Below are 16,760 nucleotides of genomic sequence, written 5' to 3' on the forward strand. Positions count from 1 at the left end.
TGGGATCTGGCGGGGGGCTTCGATTTCGTGATCGCCCGGCCCGGGGCGCAGGCGAATTTGCGCGCGCAGGCGGGCCCCGGGGGCCGGTCATGACCCGGCGGCGGCCCTGGGTTGCGCTGGCGGGTGTGATGGGGCGGGTGTGATGGGGCCAGTGCGAAGGAGATCGGTGCGAAGGGGCGGATGCAGGTCCGGCGCTGTTCAGCGCCGCAGCCGCGGGCCCAGCACGCGCTTGACCGCCTCAAGCGCCAGAAAGCCCAGCGCCGCCGCCCCGGCGACCCGCGCCAGATCGGCCGCCCCCGGCAGGGCAAAGCCAAAGATCGCGGCGGCGGGCGGCCACAGCAGGATCGGCGCCAGCACCAGCGCCACCGCGACCGGCACCAGCGCCAGCGCCCGGTTCGGCCGCACCAGTGCCCCCCAGGGCGAGGCGCTGTAGGACCGGTTCACATAGATCAGCCCCAGCACCGCGCCAACCAGCGCCAGGAACGACAGGGTGCGCAGGTTCTCGGGGTCCGGGCCACGGCCCAGCGCCCCGAAATAGACCGCCGCCACCACGGCAAAGGCCACCAGCCCCTGGATCAGCCCCCAGCCCAGCATCGCGGGCGAAAACAGCGAGGCCGATGGCGGGCGCGGCGGGCGGCGCATGGTATCGTCTTCCTCGGGTTCGGCCTCAAAGACCAGCGCGCAGACCGGGTCGATCAGCAGCTCCATCAGCGCGATGTGCAGCGGGCCGAAAACGATCGGCGTGCCCATCAGCAACGGCATCAGCGCCAGCCCCGCAATGGGCACATGCACCGCCAGGATGAATCCCATCGCCTTGCGCAGGTTGTCATGGATCCGCCGGCCCAGACGCACCGCCCGCACGATTGAGGAAAAATCGTCGTCCAGCAGCACGATCCCGGCGGCTTCGCGCGCGACATCGGTGCCGCGCCCGCCCATGGCGATGCCGATATGCGCGGCCTTCAGCGCGGGCGCGTCATTGACCCCGTCGCCGGTCATCGCCACCACCTCGCCCCGCGCCTTGAGCGCGGTGACAAGGCGCAGCTTCTGTTCGGGCAGGACGCGGGCAAAGATCGCGGTGCCGGCCAGCGTTTCGGCCAGCCGGTCATCGTCCAGCGCGGCGATCTGCGCCCCGGTCATCACCGTGCCCGCGGGCAGGCCCGCCTCGGCGGCGATGGCGCGCGCGGTCACCGGATAATCGCCCGTGATCATCACCACGCGGATGCCCGCCTGCTGACATTCGCGCACCGCTTGCGGGACGCCCTCGCGCAGCGGATCGGCCAGGCCCGCCAGCCCCACCAGCCGGAAGTCCAGCGCCTCGGGCGCGTCGGGCAATGCCGTGCCCGGCGCTTCGGCCAGCGCCAGCCCCAGCACGCGCAGGCCATCCCCGGCCATCCGGTTGGTTTCGCCGTGCAGCCAATCGGCCACCGCCGGGTCAAGGTGGCACAGCGCGGCAATGGCCTCGGGCGCGCCCTTGGCGGCGGCGATCAGGCCCGGACCCGCGCCGGTCCAGATCTGGGTCACGGCCAGCAGATCGTCGCGCAGGCCAAAGCTGCGCGCCAGCCGCAGCGCCTGACCGCACGCGCCGGTGGCGCCGATGCCGCGCGCGGCGGCCAGCGTGTGGAAGGCGGCATCCATCGGATCGACGGGATGGGGGGCGCTGGCCAACAGGCCCGCGCGCAGGGCCTGCGCCGCATCGCCCCCATCCGCGACACCCGGGGCGGGGCAGAGTTGGGCCACCATCATGCGGTTTTGCGTCAGCGTGCCGGTCTTGTCGGTGCACAACACCGTCGCCGCCCCCAGCGCCTCGATCGAGGCGGCGCGGCGCGTCAGCACCCGCGCGCGCGAAATGCGCCAGGCCCCCATCGCCATGAAGACCGTCAGCACGACGGGAAATTCCTCGGGCAGCATCGCCATGCCCAGCGCGATCCCGGCCAGCGCGGCCTGCATCCAGTCGCCGTGCAGGCTGCCATAAAGCAGCACCACCGTGACTGACACCGCCCCGCCAAAGGCCCCCGCCAGCCGCACCAGCCGCGCGGTCTGGGCGCGCAGGCGGGGCGGTTCGCGGTCCAGCCCGGCCAGCGAATGGCCGATGCGCCCGATGGCGCTGGCCGCGCCCGTGGCGGTGACGCGGGCAAGCCCCGACCCGCGCACCACCAGCGCGCCGGAAAACACCATCGCCAGATCCTCGCTGCCGGGGGGGGCATCGGGCGGTGCATCGGGCGGTGCATCGGGCGGTGCATCGGGCGGTGCATCGGGGTGGGCGGCGCGCTTGCGCACGGGCACGGATTCGCCCGTCAGCAGCGATTCATCGGCGCTCAGCCCCTCGGCCTGCAACAGCTGCGCATCGGCGGGGATGCGGTCGCCCTCGGCCAGGATCAGAAGATCGCCGCGCACCACCTCGCGCCCCGGAATGCGCAGCCGTTCGCCCCCCCGCAGCACCAACGCGCGCGGCGAGGACAGATCGCGCAGCGCCTCAAGCACGCGTTCGGTGCGGCTTTCCTGCACGGCCGTGATGGTGACCGACAGCGTGGCCACGACCAGCAGGATCAGCGCCTCATGCAGATCGCCGAAGATCAGATAGACGATGGCCGCCAGCACCAGCAGCAACAGCATCGGTTCGCGCAACACCTCGGCCAGGATGCGCAGGCCCGACCGGCGGCGCGCGCGGGGCAATTCGTTGGGGCCCTCGGCCGCCAGCCGCGCGGCGGCCTCGGCCGCGCCAAGGCCGGTTGGCACATCTGTCATCGGATCAATGCCCCCGGCGGTGGTGCGCCTTGCGGGCCTGCGAATTGTGCCGGTGCGTCTTGCCGGGCGGGGGGGCGCCCTCGGCTTCCATCGCGCGGCGCAGGCGGCGGATCAGAACGGCGCGGGCCTTTTCATCGGGCTCGGCCGCCAGCGCCGCATTGATGTCCAGGATCAGGCCGGACACATCGTTGTGCCAGTCCAGCCGCGCCACGTCGGCAGGGTCGATGCGCGGCGGGGCGGCGCCCGCCAGCCGCACCGCGCCGCCATCGGTCAGCCGGAAGCTGTCATCCAGCGCAGGCTGCAATACCCGGTCGGGCGCGATCATCCCCGTCAGCCGCGCGGCCATGCCACCAATCGCCTCGGGCTCGCCATGCACCAGAAAAACCTCATGTGCGACGGGCAGGCGCGCGCGAACCCAGGCCGCCAGTTCCGGCCCGTCGGCATGGCCCGAATAGAGGTCGATCGCGCGGATGCGGGCGCGCACGGCATAATCCTCACCCTGGATGCGCACGGCGCGCGCGCCTTCTTGCAAGATGCGCCCCAGCGTGCCGGTGGCCTGATAGCCGCACATCAGCACCGTCGCCTCATCGCGCCAGATCCAGTTCTTCAGCCGGTGACGGATGCGGCCCGCCTCGCACATGCCGGATGCGGCGATGACAATGTGAAATTCGCGCAGGTTGTCCAGCGCCTTGCTTTGTTCCAGCGTCTCGGTGAAGTGGATCTGCCGCGCCTCCAGCGCCTGTATCAGGGCAGAGCCGCCTTCCAGATCGGCGGCGTGCTGGGCAAAGATCGCCGTGGCGCGGGTGGCGAGCGGCGAATCCACATGCACGGGGATCTTCGGCAGCGCGCCTTCGGCCATCAGCTGCGCCAGATCGGTGATCAGTTCCTGCGCGCGTTCCACCGCGAAGGACGGGATCAGCAGCGCGCCATGCGGATGCATCGCGGCGCGCACCTCTTCGCACAGCACCGTGCGACGGCGTGCGGCGGTGGCATCCTCGCGGTCGGTATCGCCATAGGTGCTTTCGACGATCAGATAATCGACGCCCGCGGGGCCCTCGGGGTCGGGATGCAGCAATTTGTAATCCGGGCCGATATCGGCGGAAAACAAAAGCCGCAGGGGGGGCTGGTCGGGGTCACGGGCGATTTCCACCTCGACCGAGCTTGACCCGAGCATGTGGCCCGCGTTCCAGAACCGCGCGCGCAGCCCCGGGATCACCGCGAACCACTGGCCATAATCCTGTGGCTGAAACAGCGCCAGGCAGCGTTCGGCATCCTCGCCCGTATAGATCGGGCTGACGGGCGCGCGGCCGCGGCGCAGGTTGCGCCGGTTCAGCTGTTCGACCTCGAATTCCTGGATATGGGCGCTGTCGGGCAGCATGACCGAACACAGATCGCGCGTGGCCTCGGTGGCGTGGATCGCGCCGCGAAACGCCTCGCGCACCAGTTTCGGCAAAAGCCCCGAATGGTCGATATGCGCGTGGCTGAGGATCACCGCGTCGATTGACGAGGCGGGGAAGGGAAAGGGGCGGTAGTTCAGTTCCTTTTCCGTCTTGGCGCCCTGGAACATGCCGCAGTCGATCAGCACCGTGCCGCCCGCCGTCTTCAGGCGAAAGCACGACCCCGTCACGCAATGGGCCGCGCCGTGAAAGCTCAGTTCCGGGTCCTGCATGGGCTGTCCTTTCTGCCGGCTTCGGGGGCAGGGCCAGCCTGGCCGGCGCCGCTGGCGGGGGGAAGCGTCTGGTGATGGCGCAGCAGCTGACCTTCGCGGGCGCGCAGGGCCTCGGTCAGAAAGGCGATCACGGCGCGTTCGCGCGGGATCTGGCGCAGATCGCGGTGGCAGGTCAGCCAGTAGCTGCGCGTCAGCGCCACCTGATCGGGCAGGACCAGATCCAGACCCGCGCAGTCGCGCGCGATGTAATCGGGCAGCACGCACAGCCCCAGCCCGCCCCGTGCCGCCGCCAGCTGGTTGAAGATGCTGGAACTTTTGATCCAGGGCCGGATCGCGGGATGGACCTCGTCCAGATAGTCCAGACCGGGGGCAAAGATCATTTCTGGGATATAGCCGATGAAGGTCTGCCCGCGCAGGTCATCGCGCGTGCGGATCGGGGGACGGGCGTCCAGATAGGACCGCGCACCATAGATGTGCAGGCTGTAATCGACGATGCGTTCCGACCTGTAGGGCCCGGCCTTGGCCGGATCCAGCGTGACCGAGATGTCGGCCTCGCGCCGCGACAGCGCCAGCACCTGCGTCAGCGTGATCAGTTCCAGCGAGATGCGCGGAAAGCGGCGGGTGAAACCGGACAGCATGTCGCGGCTGAAGAAACTGCCAAAGCCCTCGGGCACGGCCAGCCGCAGCGTGCCGCCCTGGGCAAAGGCGGCCTCGGCCAGATCGGCGCCCAGCCGCGTGGCCTCGGCCTCCATCCGCTCGGCGGTTTCCACCAGCCGCCGGCCCGCGCCCGTCAGCACATAACCGCGCGGGTTGCGTTCGAACAGCCGCAGCTTCAGCGCGCCTTCCAGCCGGTCGACCCGGCGCGACACCGTCACATGCGAACTGCCCAGCACACGGGCGGCGCGCGACAACTGCCCCTCGCGCGCAAGGGCCAGGAAGACCTGCAGATCGTCCCAGTCGAAATTCGTCATTCGTGCCTGTTCAAAAATGTTCAGAACCTGTCTGAAATTAATCCGGTCTGAACTCTTGTGTCAAAGGCGGATTCCGGGGAACCTTTGCGGGCAACGGCGGGGGGAACCATGGACCAGTATGATTACATCGTGATCGGCGCGGGCAGCGCGGGCTGTGTGCTGGCCAATCGCCTGTCTGCCGATCCGCGCAACCGGGTGTTGTTGCTGGAGGCGGGGGGGCGCGACAATTATCACTGGATCCACATTCCGGTGGGCTATCTTTACTGCATCGACAACCCGCGCACCGACTGGCGTTACCGGACCGAGGCCGAGCCGGGGCTGAACGGACGCGCGCTGCTGTATCCGCGCGGGCGGGTGCTGGGGGGATGTTCGTCGATCAACGGCATGATCTATATGCGCGGGCAGGCGCGCGATTACGATCAGTGGCGGCAGATGGGCTGCACCGGCTGGGGCTGGGACGATGTTCTGCCGCTGTTTCGCGCGCAAGAGGATTTCCACCGCGGCGCCAGCGATCTGCACGGGGCGGGCGGCGAATGGCGGGTGGAACGGGCGCGCGTGCGCTGGCAGGTGCTGGACGCCTTTCTGGATGCCGCCGTGCAGGCCGGCATTCCGCGCAGTGACGATTTCAACACCGGCGACAATGAAGGTGCCGGCTATTTTGAGGTGAACCAACGGTCGGGCGTGCGCTGGAACACGTCCAAGGCCTTTCTGCGCCCGGCGATGGGGCGGCCCAACCTGCGCGTGCTGACCGGCGCGCAGGCCGAGCGGCTGATCATCGCGGGCGGCGAGGTGCAGGGCGTCGTCTTCCACCACGAAGGCCGCCGGACCGAGGCCCGCGCCGCGCGCGAAACCATCCTCAGCGCGGGGTCGATCGGGTCGGTCCAGATTCTGGAACTGTCGGGCGTGGGGCGGGGCGATGTGTTGCAATCCGCGGGCATCACGCCGCAGGCCGAGGTGGCCGCCTTGGGCGAAAACCTGCAGGACCATCTGCAGCTGCGCCTGGTCTACAAGGTGCAGGGCGTGCCCACGCTGAACGAAAAGGCCAGCAGCCTGTGGGGCAAGGCCGCGATCGGGCTGGAATATCTGTTCCGGCGGTCGGGCCCGATGTCGATGGCCCCCAGCCAGCTGGGGATCTTTACCCGGTCTGGCCCCGACAAGGAAACCGCGGATCTGGAATATCACGTCCAGCCCGTCAGCCTGGACAAGTTCGGCGACCCGGTCCATCCCTTCCCGGCGATGACCGCCAGCGTGTGCAACCTGCGCCCCGAAAGCCGCGGCTCGGTCCATGTAAAAAGCCCCGATTTCCGCGCCGCCCCCGCGATCGCGCCGAATTACCTGTCGACCGAGGGCGACCGCGATGTGGCCGTGCGCGCCATCCGCCTGACCAGGGCGATCGTGGCTCAGCCCGCCTTCGCGCGCTTTCAGCCGCAGGAATACCGCCCCGGTCCGGCCTGTGAAAGCCATGATGATCTGGTCCGTGCCGCGGGCGATATCGGCACGACGATCTTCCATCCCGTCGGCACCTGCCGGATGGGCGCGGATGCGGGCTCGGTCGTGGACCCGCGGCTGCGGATGCGCGCGCTGGGCCGGTTGCGCATCGCCGATGCCTCGGTCATGCCCACGATTACCTCGGGCAACACCAATTCGCCCACGCTGATGATCGCGGAAAAGGCCGCCCGCATGATCCTGGAGGATGCAAGGTCCTGAGAGACGGGGCCTGAGAGACGGGGCCTGAGATCCGGGGGGCCTGAGATCCGGCCCCCGCGCGGGGCCTAGTCCTGCCGGATATAGCCGCCATAGCGGGTGATGCGGTCTTCAAAGGCGGTGACATTGGCCACCGCATCGGGCGACCGCGCGGCCATGCCCGACAGCAGCATCTCGACCACCGAAAAGGCCGTGGACAACGAGGGCAGCAGCTGCGGCCCCGCCATCGGCAGCGCCACCACCTTCCACGCGCCCACCGCCAGCGGCGATCGGTGGCTGTCGGTCAGCGCCAGCACCCGCGCCCCGCAATCGCGCGCGATCTGGCAGGCGCGGACCACCTCGGTGGAATAATGGGCAAAGCTGATCGCCATCACGATATCCTCGGGGCCCGTCATCGACAGCTGATCCATGATCGCGCCGGGCTGTGCGGGGGATTCGCGGAAACTGGCAAAAGCCATGCTGCCGACATAGGCAAAGTAATGCGCGATCGCATAGCAGGACCGCACCCCCACCGAATGCACCCGGCGCGCGCCCAGCAGCGGGTCGATGCAGGATTCCAGCGTCTCCAGCAACTCGGGCGTGTGCAGCAGATCGGCATTGGCGCGGTTGGCGTCCAGCATCTCGGTGAAGATGTCGGTATTGGTGCGCAGCCGCAGCGCCCGGGCGCGCGCGGCATAGCTGGGCGCGCGCTGCGCCAGCGCCTTGCGGATATCGGCGCGGAAGGCGTCAAAGCCGTCATAGCCCAGTTCCTTGGCCAGCCGCGTCACCGTATTGGCATTGACCCCCGCCTTGCCCGCCAGCCCCCGGACCGAGCTGAAGGCGACCTCGGACGACTGGTCCAGCACCCAGGCGGCCAGTTGCGCCAGCGCCGGCGCGCCGGTGGCGGCAATGCGGGACAGGCGGTCGCGCAGGCTGGGGGGAGGGGCGGTCATCGGGGTGCGGCAGCCTTTGTGATCATGCATATGCTTTATCATGGCTTCCAAAATAAAACAAATGTGTTATCGTTCGTCCAGAAACGGATATGCAACTCAGGAGAGGTTCATGAACATCAAGACATTCGGCGCGGTTCTGGCGCTGTCGGTCGCGGCATCGCCGGTTTTCGCGCAGGAAAAGTTCATCTCGATCGGGACGGGTGGCGTGACGGGCGTCTATTACCCGACCGGGGGCGCGATCTGCCGGATGATGTCGCGCACGCGGGCGGATCACGGCATCCGCTGCGGCGTCGAATCGACGGGCGGGTCGGTTTATAACGTGAACGCCGTGCGCTCGGGCGAACTGGAATTCGGCGTGGCGCAATCGGATGTGCAGTTCAAGGCCTATGCCGGCGAGGGCAACTTTGCCGATCAGGGCGCCAATCCCGATCTGCGCTCGGTCTTTTCGATCCACCCCGAACCCTTCACCGTGGTTGCCCGCGCCGATGCCGGGATCGCCAATTTCGACGATCTGAAGGGCAAGCGCGTCAATGTCGGCAACCCGGGGTCGGGCCAGCGTGACACGATGGAAGTGCTGATGACGGAACTGGGCTGGCAGATGTCGGATTTCGCGATGGTGTCCGAACTGCAGGCCGGTGAGCAAAGCCAGGCGCTGTGCGACAACAACATCGACGCGATGGTCTATACCGTGGGCCACCCCTCGGGCTCGATCCAGGAGGCGACGACGGCCTGCGATTCCGTTCTGGTCAATGTCGCGGGCGCGGCGGTCGACAAGCTGGTGGCCGACCATCCCTATTACCGCAAGGCGACCATTCCGGGCGGCATGTATCGCGGCAGCGACGCCGATGTGCAGACCTTCGGTGTGGGCGCCACGCTGGTGACCTCGGCCGCGGTGCCCGAGGATGTGGTCTATGCGCTGGTCAAGGCGGTTTTCGAGGATATGGACCAGTTCCGCGGCCTGCATCCGGCCTTTGCCAATCTTGACCCCAAGGAAATGGCCAATGACGGCCTGTCCGCGCCGCTGCATCCGGGGGCGGAAAAGTATTTCCGCGAAGCCGGTCTGATCGAGTGATGACCTTTCGGGCCGCCGCCGCGGGGTGGCGGCCCGATCCGCGCAACCGGGGCAGGGATCAGGGCAGGGGAATACGATGAGCGCAGATCCGAATGGGGCGGCCGGCGGCCAAAGCGGCGGGCGCGCCTTTTCCGAGGCGGAACTTCAGGATCTGGTCGCCAGCACCGACAGCGGCGGGCGCGCGCCCGACAACCGGGGCGTGGCGCTGCTGATCGCGGCGGTGGCCTTTCTGTGGTCGGTCTTTCAGCTTTGGATCGCGCAGCCGCAGCTGTGGTTCGCGCAATATCTGCCGGTTCTGAATTCGTCGCAGACGCGGCCTGTGCATCTGGCCTTTGCGCTGCTGCTGGCGTTCCTGGTCTATCCGGCGCTGAAATCCTCGCCCCGCAACCGGGTGCCGCTGGTCGATTGGGTGCTGGCGCTGGCGGCCGCGGGCTGCGCGTTTTACGTCTTTCTCTTCTCGCGCGAATTGGCGATGACGGCGCGCTCGGGCCTGCCGACGCAGACCCAGGTGATCGTGGGCAGCATCGGCATCGTGCTGCTGCTGGAGGCGTCGCGCCGCGCGCTGGGGCCGGCGCTGACGGTGGTGGGGGCGATCTTCCTGGCCTATGCCTATGTCGGCACGGGCTGGCTGATCCCCGACATCATCGAACATGCGGGGCTGTCCTTCACCGCGATCATCAATGCGCAATGGCTTGATACGACGGGGGTTTTCGGTATCCCGCTGGGTGTGTCGACGGCCTTTGTGTTCCTGTTCGTGCTGTTCGGCGCGATCCTGGACAAGGCGGGGGCGGGCAATTACTTCATCCAGCTGGCTTTCGCGGGGCTGGGCGCGCTGCGCGGCGGGCCGGCCAAGGCGGCGGTTGTCGGGTCGGCGATGACGGGGCTGATTTCGGGGTCGTCGATCGCCAATGTGGTGACCACCGGCACCTTCACCATCCCGCTGATGAAGCGCGTGGGTTTTTCATCCGAAAAGGCGGGCGCGGTCGAGGTGGCCTCGTCGGTGAATGGCCAGATCATGCCGCCGGTGATGGGGGCCGCGGCCTTCCTGATGGTGGAATTCGTCGGCATTTCCTATGTCGAGGTGATCAAGCACGCCTTCATCCCGGCGGTGATTTCCTACATCGCGCTGGTCTATATCGTGCATCTTGAGGCGCTGAAGAAGGACATGCCCGCGCTTGGGCCCGCGGCCAGCCTGTCGCGGATGTTTCTCAGGATCGCGGTGGGGTTCGTGGTCACCGGGCTGGCCTTCACGGCGCTGGTCTGGGCGGTGCAGGGGCTGCGCGCAGCCGCCCCCGGCATTGCCGATCCGCTGGTTCTGGCGGCGATCCTGGTCGTTTATGTCGCGGCGGTGCGGCTGTCGGCGCGCCGGCCCGATCTGGCGCTGGATGATCCCAATGCGCAGAAATTCACCCTGCCCACCGTGGCCGAGGTCTTTCCCACCGGCCTGCATTACCTGCTGCCGATCCTGGTGCTGGTCTGGTTCCTGATGATCGAGATGCAGTCGCCCGCCAAATCGGCCTTTTACGCGGTGGCGGTGATGCTGGTCATCATCCTGACCCAGCGCCCGTTGAAGGCGCTGTTCCGGGGCGAGGATGTGATGGCGGCCACGCGGGCGGGCATCGGCGATTTCATCGAAGGCATGATCGCGGGCGCGCGCAACATGATCGGCATCGGCGTGGCCACGGCCGCGGCCGGTATCATCGTGGCCACGGTCACGAAAACCCCGATCGGCACCGAACTGGCGGGCCTGGTCGAGTTGTTGTCGGGCGGCAATCTGATGATCATGCTGCTTCTGGTGGGCGTGTTCTCGCTAATCCTGGGGATGGGGCTGCCGACCACGGCGAATTACATCGTGGTGTCATCGCTGATGGCCTCGGTCGTGGTCAGCCTTGGCGCGCAGGAGGGGCTGATCGTGCCGCTGATCGCGGCGCATCTGTTCGTCTTCTACTTCGGGATCATGGCCGATGTGACCCCGCCGGTGGGGCTGGCCAGTTTCGCCGCCGCCGCCGTTTCGGGGGGCGACCCGATCCGCACGGGCTTTACCGCCTTCTTCTATTCGCTGCGCACCGTCGCGCTGCCGTTCCTGTTCATCTATAATCCCACGCTGATCCTGTATGGCGTCGATCTGGGCACGGCGGCGGGCATCGGGCAGGCGATCTTCATCTTTGCCGTGGCGACATTCGCGATGCTGCTGTTCGCGGCGGCCACCCAGGGCTATTTCCTGGCGCCCTCGCGGATGTGGGAAAGTGCTGCGCTGTTGCTGGTGGCCTTCACGCTGTTCGTGCCGGGGTTCTGGCTGGACCGCATCCAGCCCCGGTTCGAGGATCTGCCCCCCACCGAACTGGCCGCGGCCTTCGATCATGCCGCGCCGGGCGAGGGGGTGCGCTTTGTCGTGGCGGGGCCGTCCTTCACCACCGGCGCGCCGACGCAACTGACGCTGGTGCATACCGTGACCGGGGCCGAACCCGCCACTGGCCGGGCCGAAGCCGCGGGCCTGTTCCTGATGCCCGAGGGCGAGCGGCTGTTCATGGACGAACCGATGTTCGGCACGCCCTATCAGGAAAAGCTGTCGGGATTTGATTTCTACGGCGCCGACCGGGTCGAGGTGGTGGGGCTGCTGTCGCCCGCCGACCGGATGCCCAGGCAGGTGTTCTACATCCCCGCGCTGCTGCTGCTGGCGCTGGTGGTGATGATGCAGCGCCGTCGCCAGACCAAACCCGCCTTCTGAGGGAGCCGAAGATGACCCGCAACGTTCTTCTGACCGTCGATCTTGGCAATGCGGTCGCCAATGCCGGCCCGCTGGCCGCGGCGCTGGATCTGGTGCGGGACGGGGGCGTGCTGCATGTCGTCTCGGTCCTGCCCGATTTCGGGCTGGCGCAGGTGTCGGGCTATTTCCGCAAGGGCTTTGAAAAAGAGGCGCTGAGCGGCCTTGGCAAGGCCCTGACCGAATGGGTCAATACCCATGTGCCCGATGCGGTCGATGCCCATCCCCATGTGTTGCACGGTACGATCTATGACGAAATCCTGCGCGCCGCCGACCGGCTGCAGGTCGATGTCATCGTCATCGGTTCGCACCGGCCCGAGCTGAAGGACTATCTGCTGGGCCCCAATGCCGCGCGCGTCGTGCGCCATGCCCGTCAATCCGTTTTTGTTGTCAGGACCTAGGACCCATGCCCCATCACATCTTCGGCCGCTCGACCCGCGGCCATCTTCCCACTGCCGTGGCCGGCGACGGCTGCTATCTGATCGATGCGGCGGGCAAGCGTTATCTTGACGGATCGGGGGGCGCGGCGGTGTCCTGCCTGGGCCATTCCAATGCCGCGGTGCGCGCCGCCCTGCATGATCAGCTGGACCGGCTGGCTTTTGCCCATACCGGGTTCTTCACCTCGGACCCGGCAGAACAGCTGGCCGATACGCTGGTGGCGGCGGCGCCGCAGGGGATCGACCGGGTCTATCTGGTGTCAGGCGGGTCCGAGGCGGTCGAGGCCGCGCTGAAGCTGGCACGCCAGTATTTCCTAGAAATCGGCCAGCCACAGCGCCACCGCGTGATCGCACGGCGGCAAAGCTATCACGGCAATACGCTGGGCGCGCTGGCCACGGGCGGCAACGAATGGCGGCGCGCGCAATTCGCGCCGATGCTGGTGGAAACCACCCATATCGCGCCCTGCTACGAATATCGCGGTCGCGCCGAGGGGGAAACGCCCGAGGCCTATGGCCTGCGCGTCGCCGATGAGCTGGAGGCCGAGATCACCCGCCTGGGCCCCGAATCGGTGATGGCCTTTGTGGCCGAGCCGGTGGTGGGCGCCACCGCGGGCGCGGTGCCGGCGGTGCCGGGATACCTTAAGCGCATCCGTGAAATCTGTGACCGCCACGGCGTGCTGCTGATCCTGGATGAGGTGATGTGCGGCATGGGGCGCACGGGCCATCTGTTCGCCTGTACCGAAGACGGCGTGGTCCCCGACATGATCACCATCGCCAAGGGCCTGGGCGCGGGCTATCAGCCGATCGGCGCGCTGCTGGTGCAGGGGCGGATCTATGACGCCATCGCCGCCGGGTCGGGCTTTTTCCAGCATGGCCACACCTATATGGGCCACGCGATGGCCGCCGCCGCCGCCAATGCGGTGCTGGCCGAGATCGCCGAACGCGACCTGCTGACCCGGGTGCGCGAACAGGGTGCGAAACTGGATGCGGCGCTGCGCACGGCGCTGGGGCAGCATGCCCATGTCGGCGATATCCGCGGCCGGGGCCTGTTCCGCGGCGTTGAACTGGTGGCCGATCGCGACACCAGGGCCCCCTTCGACCCCGCCCGCAAGCTGCACGCCCGGATCAAGGCCGAGGCGTTCGAGGCCGGCCTGATCTGCTATCCGATGGGGGGCACGATCGACGGGCAGCGGGGCGATCACATCCTGCTGGCGCCGCCCTTCATCATCGAGGATGGCCAGATCGACGAACTGGTGGGCAAGCTGGCGGGCGCGATCGATCGGGCGCTGGCGGCATGAGGCCCTTGCCCCGGATCATGGTGGCGCCCAATGGCGCGCGGCTGACGCGCGCCGACCACCCCGCGCTGCCCGTCACCATCCCCCAGATCATCGCCTGCGCGCGCGACTGTCAGGCCGCGGGCGCCGACGGGCTGCATGCCCATGTCCGCGATGATGCGGGCCGGCATGTGCTGGATGCCGGTCTTTACCGCGAATTGCTGGGCGAACTGGCGCTGCAGGCGCCGGGCCTTTACGCGCAGGTCACGACCGAGGCCGTGGGCCGCTATTCCCCCGCCGAGCAGCGCGCGCTGGTGCGCGATCTGCGCCCGCGCGCCGTGTCGATCGCGCTGCGCGAAATCCTGGCCGAACCGGATCATGCCGAAACCGCGCGCTTCTTTGCCTTTTGCCGCGAGGCGGGGGTTGAGGTGCAGCACATCCTGTATGATGCCGATGATGTGGCCCGTCTGGGCCGGATGCTGGCCGCGGGCGTGATCGCCCCCGAAGGGCTGGCGGTGCTTCTGGTGCTGGGCCGTTATGCGACGGGGCAATTGGCCGCCCCGGGGGAACTGGATGCCCCGCTGGCGGCCTTGCGCGCGCTGGGGGGGGCACCGGACTGGGCCGTCTGCGCCTTTGGCCCGCCCGAAACCGCCTGCCTTTTGCGCGCGGTGGCCGAAGGCGGCAAGGTGCGGATCGGGTTTGAAAACAACCGGATCCAGGCCGATGGCACGATTGCGCGGTCCAATGCCGATCGGGTGCGCGATTTTCGCGCGCAGCTGGACGCGGCGGGCTGAGACGGCCGCGGTTTACCGAATATACATCTTGCGGCCCTATGCCTGCGGGCAGGGCCTTTGGCGGAAGGATCGGGGATGGCAATCTCGACGTTGCGATATGTGCCGCTGGCGCTGGTGCTGGTTCTGGCGCTGGCCTGCGTGGCGGGGCTTGCGCAATCGGGCTGGTTCGCGCTGCCGCTGGCGATCTTCGGCGCGCTGTTTCTGCTGGGCCTGCATGACATGATCCAGCCGCGCCACGCGATCTTGCGCAATTACCCGCTGCTGGGCCATTTTCGCTTTCTGTTCGAGGGGATCCGCCCGGAAATCCGGCAGTATCTGATCGAAAGCGACCAGGATGAGGAACCCTTTTCCCGTGACGCCCGGTCCATCGTCTATCAGCGCGCCAAAAATGTCGAGGACAAGCGCCCCTTCGGCACGCGCATGCGCGTCTATGACGGCGGCTATCAATGGCTGACCCATTCGATCCGCCCAAAGCATATCGAAAACACCGATTTCCGCGTTCGCATCGGCGGGCCAGATTGTCGCCAGCCCTATGACGCCTCGATCTACAACATCTCGGCCATGAGCTTCGGGGCCCTGTCGGCCAATGCGATCATGGCGCTGAACCGCGGCGCGAAGATGGGCGGGTTTGCCCATGACACGGGTGAGGGCGGGATCAGCCGCCATCACCGCGAAGGCGGTGATCTGATCTTTGAACTGGGTTCGGGCTATTTTGGCTGCCGCACCGCCGAGGGGCGCTTTGATCCGGCGAAATTCGCCGATCTGGCCGCCGATCCGCAGGTCAGGATGATTGAGGTGAAACTGTCCCAGGGGGCCAAGCCGGGCCATGGCGGGATGCTGCCCGCCTCCAAGATATCACCCGAGATCGCCGAGGCGCGGGGCGTGCCGATGGGGGTGGATTGCATTTCGCCGCCCGCCCACAGCGCCTTTGAAACGCCGGTCGGGATGATGCGCTTCATCGGCCAGCTGCGCGATCTGTCCCGGGGCAAGCCCGTGGGGTTCAAGCTGTGCATCGGACACCGGCGCGAATTCATGTGCATTGTACGCGCGATGCTGGAAACCGGCATCACGCCCGATTTCATCGTGGTCGATGGCAAAGAGGGCGGCACCGGTGCCGCGCCGCTGGAATTTGCCAACCACATGGGCATGCCGCTGGTCGAGGGGCTGACCTTCGCGCACAACACCCTGCGCGGCGTGGGCCTGCGCGACCGGGTGAAAATCGGCGCTTCGGGCAAGCTGATCCACGCTTTCGACATCGCCCGCGCGCTGGCGCTTGGCGCGGACTGGGCGAATTCCGCGCGGGGCTTCATGTTCGCGATCGGCTGCATTCAGGCGCAGTCCTGCCACACCAACCGCTGCCCGACGGGCGTGGCGACACAGGACCGGCTGCGCCAGCGCGCGCTGGTCGTGCCCGACAAGGCCGAACGGGTGGTGAATTTCCACCGCAACACGCTCAAGGCGCTGGCAGAAATGACGGCCGCCGCGGGCCTGACCCATCCGGGTGGCTTTCTGCCACATCATCTGCTGATGCGCGAGAACGACCGCGACATGGTAACCGGCGAAGAGGTCTATCCCTACATGCCCGAGGGATTTCTGCTGCGTGAGGATGACACGCGCTTTGGCTATCTGATGCGCTGGCGCCGGTCGCGGGCCGAAAGTTTCGAGCCCTTCGACGATGGCGTCTGACCGGACGCGCCACCCCGGCCCCGATCAGGCGGTTTTTTCCAGGACCAGGAAGGTCATCATCCCCAGCGGCGGCAGGGCGGCGCTTTCGCACAGCCGCAGGCCCGGCGTGCCCAGCACCCGGTCGCGCTTGAAATCCGAATGCCACCCCAGCAGGTTGGCCAGCGGCGCAAAGGCGCGCGCGATCACGCCCCAAAGACCGCTGTCCTGGGCGAAGTGATTTGTGATCACGATCTTGCCCCCCGGCTTGCAGACCCGCGCCATTTCGGCCAGCACACGTTCGGGTTCCGGGACGACGGACAGCACATGCATGGCCGCGACGCTGTCAAAGCTGTCATCGGGAAATTCAAGCGCGCGGGCGTCCATCCGGTGCAGCGCGACAACCTGCGACAGGCCCTGATCGGCCACCTTGGCGCGCGCCTTGTCCAGCATGTCCGTGCTGTAATCGACCCCGGTCACCCGCATCTGCGGCCCATATAGTGGCAAGGCAAGCCCGGTGCCGACGCCCACCTCCAGCACGGTGCCGCCGCGGGCGTTCAGATAGGCCACCGCCCTTCTGCGCCCCGGGTTGGTCAACGGGCCGAAGGTCCCGTCATAGACTGGCGCCCAGCGGGCATAGCTTTTCTGAATGGCGGCCAGATCCATATACTTACCTTGCGTCACTTCTGCCCAAAGGTGGTAGCGAGCGTTGCTGCATGGCGCAAGGCGTTTGTGT

General features: G+C 67.7%; 12 protein-coding genes. 7 read left to right on the forward strand and 5 right to left on the reverse strand.

All coding sequences use genetic code 11. The features are described from left to right. Nucleotides 1-198 precede the first annotated feature (198 nt). From ACK8OU_RS10445 to ACK8OU_RS10455, 3 genes are read right to left on the reverse strand one after another with little or no spacing between them, the layout of a single operon-like run. On the reverse strand, nucleotides 199-2,745 hold the full coding sequence (locus tag ACK8OU_RS10445; RefSeq protein ID WP_410303336.1) for a cation-translocating P-type ATPase: 2,547 nt from the start codon (nucleotides 2,743-2,745) through the stop codon (nucleotides 199-201). 4 nt (nucleotides 2,746-2,749) lie between these two features. Next, nucleotides 2,750-4,414 carry an MBL fold metallo-hydrolase RNA specificity domain-containing protein gene (locus tag ACK8OU_RS10450; protein WP_410303337.1) on the reverse strand — a complete coding sequence of 555 codons (1,665 nt, stop codon included), beginning with the start codon at nucleotides 4,412-4,414 and terminating at the stop codon, nucleotides 2,750-2,752. Next, entirely contained in the window at nucleotides 4,396-5,385 is a 990-nt protein-coding gene (locus ACK8OU_RS10455) for a LysR family transcriptional regulator (protein WP_410303338.1), read from the reverse strand. Before ACK8OU_RS10455 ends, ACK8OU_RS10450 begins: the two co-directional genes overlap by 19 nt. Before the next feature lie 108 nt (nucleotides 5,386-5,493). Here ACK8OU_RS10455 and ACK8OU_RS10460 point away from each other — a divergent pair, with 108 nt between their 5' ends. Then, nucleotides 5,494-7,092 carry a GMC family oxidoreductase gene (locus ACK8OU_RS10460; RefSeq protein ID WP_410303339.1) on the forward strand — a complete coding sequence of 533 codons (1,599 nt, stop codon included), beginning with the start codon at nucleotides 5,494-5,496 and terminating at the stop codon, nucleotides 7,090-7,092. 65 nt (nucleotides 7,093-7,157) lie between these two features. Here the strand turns inward: ACK8OU_RS10460 and ACK8OU_RS10465 are convergent, their stop codons facing one another. After that, nucleotides 7,158-8,021 carry a MurR/RpiR family transcriptional regulator gene (locus tag ACK8OU_RS10465; protein WP_410303340.1) on the reverse strand — a complete coding sequence of 288 codons (864 nt, stop codon included), beginning with the start codon at nucleotides 8,019-8,021 and terminating at the stop codon, nucleotides 7,158-7,160. A gap of 109 nt (nucleotides 8,022-8,130) precedes the next feature. On the opposite strand from ACK8OU_RS10465, the gene ACK8OU_RS10470 reads away from it, so the two are divergent. The 6 genes from ACK8OU_RS10470 (at nucleotide 8,131) to ACK8OU_RS10495 (ending at nucleotide 16,048) form a co-directional block, all read left to right on the forward strand. Continuing rightward, the gene (locus ACK8OU_RS10470) at nucleotides 8,131-9,093 is read left to right on the forward strand and encodes a TAXI family TRAP transporter solute-binding subunit (RefSeq protein ID WP_410303341.1); all 963 of its coding nucleotides are present in this window, start codon (nucleotides 8,131-8,133) and stop codon (nucleotides 9,091-9,093) included. Between the two features lie 76 nt (nucleotides 9,094-9,169). Then, nucleotides 9,170-11,821 (forward strand): TRAP transporter permease, encoded by a 2,652-nt coding sequence (locus tag ACK8OU_RS10475; RefSeq protein ID WP_410303342.1) that lies wholly within the window; start codon nucleotides 9,170-9,172, stop codon nucleotides 11,819-11,821. An 11-nt stretch (nucleotides 11,822-11,832) separates the two neighbouring features. Next, nucleotides 11,833-12,258 carry a universal stress protein gene (locus tag ACK8OU_RS10480; protein WP_410303344.1) on the forward strand — a complete coding sequence of 142 codons (426 nt, stop codon included), beginning with the start codon at nucleotides 11,833-11,835 and terminating at the stop codon, nucleotides 12,256-12,258. 5 nt (nucleotides 12,259-12,263) lie between these two features. Next, nucleotides 12,264-13,592, forward strand: a complete 1,329-nt coding sequence (locus ACK8OU_RS10485; protein WP_410303345.1) for an aspartate aminotransferase family protein — start codon at nucleotides 12,264-12,266, stop codon at nucleotides 13,590-13,592. Further along, on the forward strand, nucleotides 13,589-14,362 hold the full coding sequence (locus tag ACK8OU_RS10490; protein ID WP_410303346.1) for a beta-keto acid cleavage family enzyme: 774 nt from the start codon (nucleotides 13,589-13,591) through the stop codon (nucleotides 14,360-14,362). Before ACK8OU_RS10485 ends, ACK8OU_RS10490 begins: the two co-directional genes overlap by 4 nt. A gap of 75 nt (nucleotides 14,363-14,437) precedes the next feature. Next, a complete protein-coding gene (locus ACK8OU_RS10495) occupies nucleotides 14,438-16,048 on the forward strand; it encodes an FMN-binding glutamate synthase family protein (RefSeq protein WP_410303348.1) in 1,611 nt (536 codons plus the stop codon). Nucleotides 16,049-16,072: 24 nt separating this feature from the next. Here ACK8OU_RS10495 and ACK8OU_RS10500 read toward each other — a convergent pair whose 3' ends face one another. Continuing rightward, the gene (locus tag ACK8OU_RS10500; RefSeq protein WP_410303349.1) at nucleotides 16,073-16,690 is read right to left on the reverse strand and encodes a class I SAM-dependent methyltransferase; all 618 of its coding nucleotides are present in this window, start codon (nucleotides 16,688-16,690) and stop codon (nucleotides 16,073-16,075) included. Between the last annotated feature and the right edge of the window lie 70 nt (nucleotides 16,691-16,760).

The organism is Pontitalea aquivivens (assembly GCF_046507575.1).
Classification (GTDB): domain Bacteria; phylum Pseudomonadota; class Alphaproteobacteria; order Rhodobacterales; family Rhodobacteraceae; genus Pontitalea; species Pontitalea aquivivens.